At 66.6% G+C, this 9,187-nt stretch carries 10 protein-coding genes; 4 read left to right on the top strand and 6 right to left on the bottom strand.

The genetic code is table 11. The features are described from left to right. The first annotated feature begins 54 nt into the window (after positions 1 to 54). Entirely contained in the window at positions 55 to 375 is a 321-nt protein-coding gene (gene trxA, locus VK682_RS02430) for a thioredoxin (RefSeq protein ID WP_089847577.1), read from the top strand. Between the two features lie 73 nt (positions 376 to 448). Here the strand turns inward: trxA and VK682_RS02425 are convergent, their stop codons facing one another. Beyond that, on the bottom strand, positions 449 to 1,420 hold the full coding sequence (locus VK682_RS02425) for a phosphotransferase (protein ID WP_230794945.1): 972 nt from the start codon (positions 1,418 to 1,420) through the stop codon (positions 449 to 451). Positions 1,421 to 1,514: 94 nt separating this feature from the next. Here VK682_RS02425 and hslV point away from each other — a divergent pair, with 94 nt between their 5' ends. Together hslV and hslU are read left to right on the top strand one after the other, a co-directional pair. Next, on the top strand, positions 1,515 to 2,090 hold the full coding sequence (gene hslV, locus VK682_RS02420; RefSeq protein WP_089847574.1) for an ATP-dependent protease subunit HslV: 576 nt from the start codon (positions 1,515 to 1,517) through the stop codon (positions 2,088 to 2,090). After that, complete coding sequence (gene hslU / locus VK682_RS02415) at positions 2,087 to 3,391, top strand: ATP-dependent protease ATPase subunit HslU (RefSeq protein ID WP_089847572.1); 1,305 nt, start codon at positions 2,087 to 2,089, stop codon at positions 3,389 to 3,391. Before hslV ends, hslU begins: the two co-directional genes overlap by 4 nt. Before the next feature lie 114 nt (positions 3,392 to 3,505). Here hslU and VK682_RS02410 read toward each other — a convergent pair whose 3' ends face one another. Together VK682_RS02410 and pip are read right to left on the bottom strand one after the other, a co-directional pair. Next, a complete protein-coding gene (locus VK682_RS02410; protein ID WP_324781369.1) occupies positions 3,506 to 4,975 on the bottom strand; it encodes an ABC transporter substrate-binding protein in 1,470 nt (489 codons plus the stop codon). 130 nt (positions 4,976 to 5,105) lie between these two features. Then, the gene (gene pip / locus VK682_RS02405) at positions 5,106 to 6,104 is read right to left on the bottom strand and encodes a prolyl aminopeptidase (protein WP_230794941.1); all 999 of its coding nucleotides are present in this window, start codon (positions 6,102 to 6,104) and stop codon (positions 5,106 to 5,108) included. Between the two features lie 50 nt (positions 6,105 to 6,154). Between pip and ubiG the strand changes: the two genes are divergently transcribed. After that, positions 6,155 to 6,889 carry a bifunctional 2-polyprenyl-6-hydroxyphenol methylase/3-demethylubiquinol 3-O-methyltransferase UbiG gene (gene ubiG, locus VK682_RS02400; protein WP_230794938.1) on the top strand — a complete coding sequence of 245 codons (735 nt, stop codon included), beginning with the start codon at positions 6,155 to 6,157 and terminating at the stop codon, positions 6,887 to 6,889. A 10-nt stretch (positions 6,890 to 6,899) separates the two neighbouring features. On the opposite strand, the gene VK682_RS02395 is transcribed toward ubiG, so the two are convergent. The 3 genes from VK682_RS02395 to grxC all read right to left on the bottom strand — a co-directional run bounded on the left by VK682_RS02395 (position 6,900) and on the right by grxC (position 9,157). Beyond that, positions 6,900 to 8,258, bottom strand: coding sequence for a dicarboxylate/amino acid:cation symporter (locus VK682_RS02395; RefSeq protein ID WP_230794928.1), 1,359 nt, complete (start codon positions 8,256 to 8,258; stop codon positions 6,900 to 6,902). Positions 8,259 to 8,433: 175 nt separating this feature from the next. Continuing rightward, positions 8,434 to 8,874 carry a MarR family winged helix-turn-helix transcriptional regulator gene (locus tag VK682_RS02390; protein WP_089847566.1) on the bottom strand — a complete coding sequence of 147 codons (441 nt, stop codon included), beginning with the start codon at positions 8,872 to 8,874 and terminating at the stop codon, positions 8,434 to 8,436. A 25-nt stretch (positions 8,875 to 8,899) separates the two neighbouring features. Further along, on the bottom strand, positions 8,900 to 9,157 hold the full coding sequence (grxC, locus tag VK682_RS02385) for a glutaredoxin 3 (RefSeq protein WP_089847564.1): 258 nt from the start codon (positions 9,155 to 9,157) through the stop codon (positions 8,900 to 8,902). Positions 9,158 to 9,187 lie beyond the last annotated feature (30 nt).

The raw sequence follows: 9,187 nt of genomic DNA, 5'->3' as shown, positions 1-9,187 counted from the left end.
TCCTTACGTTTCCGGCTCGATAGTGCTGCTGCCAACCCCGCAAGGAGAAGCCCCATGGCCACCGTTCCCGTCACCGACGCGACCTTCGACGCAGAAGTCAAAAACTCCGACATTCCCGTCGTGGTCGATTTCTGGGCCGAATGGTGCGGCCCCTGCAAGCAGATCGGCCCGGCTCTGGAAGAGCTGTCGAAGGAATATGAAGGCAAGATCAAGATTGCCAAGGTGGATGTGGACCAGAATCCCAACACCGCCGCCGCCATGGGCGTGCGCGGCATCCCCGCCCTGTTCATCTTCAAGGACGGTCAGGTCGTGTCCAACCGCGCAGGCGCGGCCCCCAAGGCCTCGCTGCAAAGCTGGATCGACAGCTCGATCTAAGCACCGGATCCAGTCCGGACAAAACTGCGCCGCACCCCCGTGCGGCGCAGTTTTTTATGGCCGCCCCGCAGGTCTAGCCAAAGATCCGCGGCGCAAGCGCCAGCAGGTTGCGCAGCCGCTGCGCCTGCGCGGGCCCGCGATCCTCGTCAAAGGCGGGCAGACCCCACCATTCCGCCAGCATCCGGTGGCGCAGCAGCAGCCGAACCGAGGGATCCTCCGGCCCCACCAGCCTGTAGCCTTCGAAAAACGCGGCACTCCAGTCTGCCGGGATCACCTCGCCCACGGGCACCTCGTCCGCATCCGCGTAAAGCACGGCTGCATCCACCAGCAGCCGCGCGATGTCATGGCCCACCGGCACCATGCGCCCGCCTGCGAAATCGATGCCCCAGATCCGCGTCTCCCCCACCAGCAGATTGCGCAGATGCAGATCGCCATGGGTGGGCGCCGCCTGAGTCTGCTGCCCGGAAAATTCCGCTTCGCGCGCCAGCAGCGTTTCGGCGGCGGCGCAGAAGCGGCCCGGCTCCGCCACCGGCATCCGCCCGGCCAGCACATCCTCGCGGATCTGGCGCAGATAGCGCAGAGTGAATTTCGGCTGGAACTGGCGCGGATCCCCCAGCCCGGCACGATGCAGACCGTCCAGCCACGCGCCTGCGCGGCGCAGCAGATCAAGACGCTGCGCGGGTCCGGCCTCGGCCAGACACAGCGACAGCATCCTGCCCTCCGCATAATCCATCACGCAGGTCTGGGTGGACAGATCAAACCTCAGCAGCGCGGGCACACCTTCGGGATAACGCTTCTGCGCGCCCTGATGGGCCGACATCGCGCGGGCATAGGTTTCCAGATCCGAAGGCACCGCCACATGTTTCAGCACCAGCGCCTGCCCTTCGGGTCCGGTCATCTTGACCAGAACCACCGCGTGATGCGGGTCGTCACGCCGCGCCAGCGGCTCCACCTCCCAGCCATTTGTCGAAAGCCCAAGGTCAGCGGCAAATCCCGGCCATTGTTCCAGCGCTGCGTCCAACAGCGCATCCGTTCGCATTTCCATTTCAACACACCTGCAGTAACCCCTCCCCCAAGGCACTGCCTTGTGCCGCCAATGTCCAGCCCCCATATGGCGACAAGCGACGAAAGGAGACCCAATGTCCGATCAGGACTTTCCCGGATGGCATGGAACGACGATCATCGGCGTCCGAAAAAATGGCGAGGTGGTGATCGCCGGGGACGGGCAGGTGAGCCTTGGACAGACCGTGATCAAGGGCACCGCCCGCAAGGTGCGCAGGCTCGCGCCCGGTGGACATGAGGTGGTCTGCGGCTTTGCCGGATCCACCGCCGATGCCTTTGCCCTGCTGGAACGGCTGGAAACCAAGCTGGAAAAATCCCCCGGTCAGCTGCAGCGCGCCTGCGTCGATCTGGCCAAGGACTGGCGCACCGACAAATATCTGCAGAAGCTGGAGGCGATGCTGATCGTGACCGACGGGCGGGATCTGTATGTGATCACCGGCGCGGGCGACGTGCTGGAGCCGGAGCATGACGTGACCGCCATCGGGTCGGGCGGCAATTTTGCTCTCGCCGCCGCGCGCGCGCTGATGGACAGCGACCTGTCCGCCGAAGAGATCGCCCGCCGCGCCATGGCCATCGCCGCCGACATCTGTGTTTACACCAATGGCAACCTGACGGTCGAAACCATCGCGACCGGACAGGGGAGACCCGCATGACCGACCTGACCCCCCGCGAGATCGTGTCCGAACTGGACCGTTTCATCATTGGCCAGCAGGAGGCGAAACGCGCCGTGGCCGTGGCCCTGCGCAACCGCTGGCGGCGCAAGCAGCTGGATGCCGACCTGCGCGACGAGGTCTATCCCAAGAACATCCTGATGATCGGCCCCACCGGCGTCGGCAAGACCGAAATCAGCCGCCGTCTGGCCAAGCTGGCGCGCGCGCCCTTCATCAAGGTCGAGGCGACGAAGTTCACCGAAGTCGGCTATGTGGGCCGCGACGTGGAACAGATCATCCGCGACCTCTTGGATGCCTCCATCGCGCAGACCCGCGACTGGATGCGCGAGGATGTGAAGGCCGCCGCCCACAAGGCCGCCGAGGACCGCGTGGTGGCCGCCATCGCCGGTCAGGACGCGCGGGAGGGCACCCGCGAGATGTTCCGCCGCAAACTGAAGGCGGGCGAGCTGGACGACACGGTGATCGAGCTTGATCTGGCCGACAGCGCCTCGCCCTTTCCGATGATGGAAATCCCCGGCCAGCCCGGCCAGATGGGCATGATGAATCTGGGCGAGATCTTCGGCAAGGCCTTTGGCCAGCGCACCACGCGCAAGCGGCTGACCGTGGCGGAAAGCTACGAGCTTCTCATCTCCGAAGAGGCCGACAAGCTTCTGGATGACGAGCAGGTGAAGGCCGCCGCCATCGAGGCGGTGGAGCAGAACGGCATCGTGTTTCTGGACGAGATCGACAAGGTGGCGGCACGGCAGGAAACCCGCGGCGGCGATGTCAGCCGCGAAGGCGTGCAGCGCGACCTGCTGCCGCTGATCGAAGGCACGACCGTGTCCACCAAGCACGGGCCGGTGAAGACCGACCATATCCTGTTCATCGCCAGCGGCGCGTTCCACATCGCCAAACCGTCGGATCTGCTGCCGGAACTGCAGGGACGTCTGCCGATCCGGGTCAACCTGCGGGCGCTGACCGAGGATGATTTCGTGCGCATCCTGACCGAAACCGACAATGCGCTGACCCGGCAGTATACCGCGCTGATGGCCACCGAAGAGGTGACGGTGACCTTCACCGAGGATGGCATCCACGCGCTGGCGCGCATCGCCGCCGAGGTCAACGAGTCGATCGAGAATATCGGCGCGCGCCGTCTTTATACGGTGATGGAGCGGGTGTTCGAGGAGCTGTCCTTCACCGCGCCCGACCGCGCCGGTGATGCGGTGACCGTGGATGCGGGCTTTGTCGAGACGCATCTGGGCGAGCTGACACGCTCCACCGATCTCAGCCGCTACGTGCTGTAAGCCAAGGCCGGGGGGCCAGCCCCCCGGACCCCCCGGGATATTTCCGCCAAGAAGAAGAGGGCCGGGTCTGCAAGAGATCCGGCCCTTGTGCTTGGGCCGGCCCGGCAGTTTTGGTCAGGCGATCCACCAGCGTTCGGCCATGCGCGCATCGTCCATCTGCCAGAGCGCACCCTGCGTGGCGGGGGTGGCCAGCCTGCGGCTGAGACCCTGCAGGTGGTCGGCGGCCATCGGCAGGATCAGGCCGCCGCTGCTGGCACCCATCATCTGCAGCTCGGCATAAAGCTCGGCGCGGCGGGCGCTGTCGAATTCGGCGCGTGCGGTCTGCAGCAGCGTGTCGAAGCGGGCGCGGCTGGCATCGCAGGGCGCGCAGGCGGCGGGCGCCATGCTGAGGCTCCAGTCTTCGGTCGCGCGGCCGGGCGAGATCAGGGCGCGCAGGGCCGGATCGCCGGGGCTGGCGGGGCGCAGGGGCAGAGTTTCACCGAGCAGGTCCGCCGCCTGCGCGGCGCCGGGAAACGCGGCTTCGGAGGCGCTGACCGGCAGCGGGATCCCCTCCAGCCCAGCGCGGCGCAGGTGAAACCGGGCGCGGTCCGGATCATGGGCCGGGGGCGTGGCGCCGGAAAAATACGGGTTCGCCGGGCCGATGGGCGTATCGCAGCCGGGCTGGCCGTAGCCCCCCAGCACCTCTGCCACCAGACGGGGCCGGTCCATCGCATGTTTCAGCGCCAGCCGCAGATCCGCGCTGTCGAGCCCGGGATCGGCGGCAAAGCCATACTGCAGATTGCCGGTCTGGCGGATCAGCCGCAGCCGCGGGTCGCTGTCGAGCGTGGCAAGAGCGGCGGCGGGCAGCGCATCCGCCGCATCCACCCGGCCTTCGGCCAGCGCGCGCAGCCGCGCCTCGGGATCGGCGAGGGCGAGGAAATCCACCCGGTCGAACCAGCCTGCGCTGCCATCCTTCCAGTGTTCTGTGACCCGCGTGCCGATGAAGCGGCGGCCCGGATCGAACCGTTCCACCCGGTAAAGGCCGGTGCCGATGCCGCGCGCCATCGCCTCGGCCATGTCATCGGCGGGCAGGATCACCAGATGCGGATCGGCCAGAAGATAGGGGAAATCGGCATTGCCGCTGCGCAGGGTGAAGCGCAGGTCGCGCGGCGAGATGGCCCGCATCTCCTCGATCCCGGAGACCAGCGCATGGGCGGGCGAGGCCGGATCGCGGTGCAGCGCCAGCGAGGCCAGCACATCCTCTGCCGTCAGACGGCGCCCGTTATGGAAGCTGACGCCGTCGCGCAGCGTGACGGTCCAGCGGCGCGCATCGGACGAGGCCTCCCAGCCAGTGGCAAGCTCGCCTTTGAGCGTGCCGTCGGCGGCCACCTCGGTCAGCGTGTCGAACACCGCCCCCTGCGAGGCCGCGACCATGAACACCCCGCGCGGCCTGCGCGGATCCCAGCTGTCGGCGGTGCTGCCGCCGGACAGGGCGGCCTGCAGCACGCCGCCCGCGCGGGCGGGGCGGCTGGCCAGCCCCGACGCGCCCAGCACCGCAGCGGCGAGCGCGGATTGCAGCAGGCGGCGGCGGCGGAGAGTGGTCATCGGAGCGACGGATCCTCTGGCTGGAGGGAGTGCAGGGTTGGACCATGATACGCAGAGCCCCGCGCCGGGGCCACAGGGAACTGGGCGGGAGGCGGATCAAATTCGCGACATGCCGCCCGCGCTGCCGCGTTCAGAGGCGCAGCCCCTGCCGCAGACCCTGTGCGGCGGCGATCTGGTCCATGACCCGCACCAGTTCGGCGCTGATCCCCGGTTCGGACAGGGCGTGGCCCGCGTTGCGGATCATCCGCAGATCCGCCCCCGGCCAGGCCTGCGCCAGTTCCCATGCGCGCTGCGGCGGGCAGATCATGTCATAGCGGCCCTGCACGATCACGCCGGGAATGCCGCGCAGGTGGTCGACATTCTTGAGGATCCAGCCGTCTTCCTCCAGAAAGCCGGAATGCACGAAGTAATGGTTTTCCAGCCGGGCAAAGGCGCGGGCATATTCGCCGGGCGCCTCGCCGCCATGGCCGCTGGAATAGACCGAGGCCAGCGCGTTTTCCCAGCCCGACCAGACGCGGGCAAAGCGGGTTTCCTCGCGCAGATCGCCGCTGAACAGGCGCCGGTGATAGGCGCCGATCATGTCGCCGCGTTCGGCTTCGGGAATGAGATCGGTGAACCGCGCCCAAGGTTCGGGCCAGAACTGCCCGGCGCCGCCACCATAGAACCAGTCCAGCTCCGCCTGCGTCATGGTGAAGACGCCGCGCAGCACCAGCTGCGCCACCCGGTCGGGATGGCTGATCGCATAGACCAGCGCCAGCGTCGCCCCCCAGCTGCCGCCAAAGACGATGAATTTTTCGATGCCCAGATCGCGGCGGATCCGTTCGATATCGGCCACCAGATGCCATGTGGTGTTGTCGGTCACGCTGGCATGGGGCTGCGACCGGCCACAGCCGCGCTGGTCGAACAGCACGACGCGGAACACCGCCGGATCAAAATACCGCCGCATCGCCGGGCTGCAGCCGCCGCCGGGGCCGCCATGCAGCACCAGAACCGGGATGCCCTGCGGGTGGCCGCACTGCTCCATATAGATGCGGTGGCCATCGCCCATGTCGATCATGCGCTGGTCGAACGGATCGAGGGGAGGGTAGAGATGCTGCACTGCGCGCTTTTGGCCCGGGTCTTTGTCCATTCTTCCTCTATATTGGCAGATGACCCCAAAAAGAAATGGGAATGCTTAAGATGACTCTCACAGTGGATCCGTCCGAGGTCGCCAAGTTCGAGGCCATGGCTGCAGAATGGTGGAACCCGGACGGCAAGTTCAAGCCCCTTCACATGATGAACCCGGTCCGTCTGGACTATATCACCACCCAGATCGCCGGAGAGTTCGACCGCGACCTGACCACCGAGGCGCCGTTTGCCGGGCTGCGCATCCTTGATATCGGCTGCGGCGGCGGGCTTTTGTGCGAACCCATGGCGCGGCTTGGGGCCACGGTGGTGGGGGTGGATGCCGCCCCGCGCAACATTCCGGTGGCGCAGACCCATGCGGCGCAGTCGGGGCTGGACATCGACTATCGCCACGGCACCGCCGAGGCGCTGGCCGAGGCGGGCGACCAGTTCGACGTGGTGCTGAACATGGAGGTGGTGGAGCATGTGGCCGATCCGCTGGCCTATCTGACCGCCTGCCGCCAGCTGCTGCGGCCCGGCGGGCTGCACCTGTGTTCGACCATCAACCGCAACGCCAAGAGCTTTGCCATGGCCATTGTCGGGGCGGAATGGGTGATGCGCTGGCTGCCCAAGGGCACGCATGACTGGCAGAAATTCATCACGCCCGACGAGCTTTACGAACTGATGCGGCAGGCCGGGCTGACCCCGGTGGACCGCAAGGGCTATGTCTTCAACCCGGTCAGCTGGCGCTGGTCGATCTCTGACCGCGACCTGTCGGTGAATTACGTCACGGCCGCGCTGCGGCCGTGACGGCTGTGCCTTATTCCGCCGGGCGGGAGCGGCGCGGCGGATGGGTGTGGCTGGCCAGTTCGGCCTCTGCGGCGGGGTCGATCTGCAGATCGTCCTCGTCGAGCCCGGCCTGCGGATCCGCATAGACCGCCATGTCGAGCTGGCCTTCGGTCTTGGCCACGATCACCGACACCACGGCATCGCCGGTGATGTTCACGGCGGTGCGGATCATGTCCATCAGCCGGTCAACACCAAGGATCAGCGCGATGCCTTCGATGGGCAGACCCACCTGGCTCAGCACCATGGTCAGCATGATCATGCCCACACCGGGCACTCCCGCCGTGCCGATGGAGGCCAGAACCGCCATGCCGATCACGGTGAGATAGCCGCCGATGCCCAGATCCACGCCATAGACATTGGCCAGAAACACCGTGGCCACGCCCTGCATGATGGCGGTGCCGTCCATGTTGATGGTGGCGCCGAAGGGCACGGTGAACGAGGCCACGGAATTGCGCGCGCCCATGCGTTCGGTCACGCAGCGCAGCGTCACCGGGATGGTGGCGTTGGACGACGCGGTGGAAAAGGCGAAGATCTGCGCGGGGCGGATTTTCTTCATGAAGGTGAACGGATCAAGCCCCGAGAACAGCTTCAGGAACAGCATCAGCGTGCCGAACAGATGCAGCAGCAGCGCGCCCACCAGCACAAGGACATAGGTCAGCACCGGCAGGAACAGCCCGATTCCCTGTTCGGTGAAGGTCTTGGCGATCAGGAAAAACACGCCATAGGGCGCAAAGGCCATGACCACATCGACCAGCTTCATCATCAGCGCGTTCATGTAGTCGCAGGCATCGACAAAAGGCGTCGACCGGTCGCCCAGCATCAGCACGGCGATGCCGAGCACGATGGTGTAGAAGATGATCTGCAGCATCTCGGCATTGGCAAAGGCCGCTACCGGGTTTTTCGGCACGATATTGGCGAAGGTCTGCCAGACGCTGGGCGCCTCGCGCGCGGTCACGCCGGAGGTGTCGACCCCGTCCATGACAAAACCCTGCCCCGGCGAGACCAGCAGCGCGATCAGGATGGCCACGGCGATGGCGGTGGCGGTGGTGGCGAGGTAGAGGCCGAAGCTCTTGCCGCCGACGCGGCCAAGGATGCGCACGTCGCCAATGCCCGCCACGCCGCAGATCAGCGAAAAGAACACCAGCGGCACCACCAGCATCTGCAGCGCGTTGACGAACATGGCGCCTGCCATGCCGAAGAACCCGCCCACCAGATGGGTGTTGATCGCCTCGTTGCCGATGGCATTCAGGATCAGGCCAAGCGCCAGCCCCGTTCCCATGCCGATCATGACCTTTGTGGTCAGCGACAGCCGCCCTGCCTTTGCGCTCATCTGCACCTCCTTGATGTCACCAAGTCACCGTTTCCTCTGCCGCAGATCCCAAGGAATCCGGCGGTCAGGGGCGACAAGATAGCGCAGACGCGCCGCCTGTCCGCAGCCCGCGCGCATTTTGGACAGGGATGAAGAAGGTTTTGCCCCGCAGAAGGCCGCGGGGCGGAAGCTGCGGTCAGTCGGCTTCAAGCTTCAGGCGCAGTTCGCGCAGCACCGGCAGCGCGGCGCGCACCCGGTCGGGGCCGATCTCGGTCATCATCGCCGAGACCAGCGGCGCCATGGCGGCCAGCGCCGCCTCGCGCGCGCGGCGGCCCGCCGGGCTGATCGACACCAGCTTGCGCCGTGCATCGTCCCAGTCCGGGCGGATATGCACATAGCCCGCAAATTCCAGCTTCGCGAGCGTGTTGGTCATGGCGCCGCGCGTGACGTGAAAGCTGCGCGCCAGCTGCGCGGGCGTGCGTTCGCCCGAGGCGCGGGCAAGGTGGTTCAGGACGGAGAAATGCGAAATCTCCATCCTGTCCGGCAGCACGCGCGTCAGCCGGTTCCGCAGAAGCTGGTCTGCGGTCAGAAGTTCGCTGAACAGCGAAATGGCCAGCGCGTGGGCGGGGTCGGTCATGCCGGTCTGCCGGGGCTGCGGGCCATCAGTCGGCCAGCAGCGGATCAAGCTTGCCCGCCCGGTCCAGCGCATAAAGCTCGTCGCAGCCGCCAACATGGGTGTCGCCCACAAAGATCTGCGGCACGGTGCGGCCCCCCTTGGCGCGTTTTTCCATTTCAGACCGGCGCGCGGGCTGGGCCATCACGTCGATTTCGGTGAACTCCACGCCTTTCTGCGTCAGCAGCCGCTTGGCCGCGTGGCAATAGCCGCACATGGGCGAGGTGTAGATGTCGATCGTTTTCATCAGACGGTTCCCTTTCTCGGGCAATGGGCC

It is taken from the genome of Salipiger marinus, assembly GCF_035481585.1.
In the GTDB taxonomy this organism is placed as follows: domain Bacteria; phylum Pseudomonadota; class Alphaproteobacteria; order Rhodobacterales; family Rhodobacteraceae; genus Salipiger; species Salipiger marinus.
Note: the sequence above shows the minus strand (reverse complement) of the source record. Positions and strands in the feature narration are given on the sequence as shown.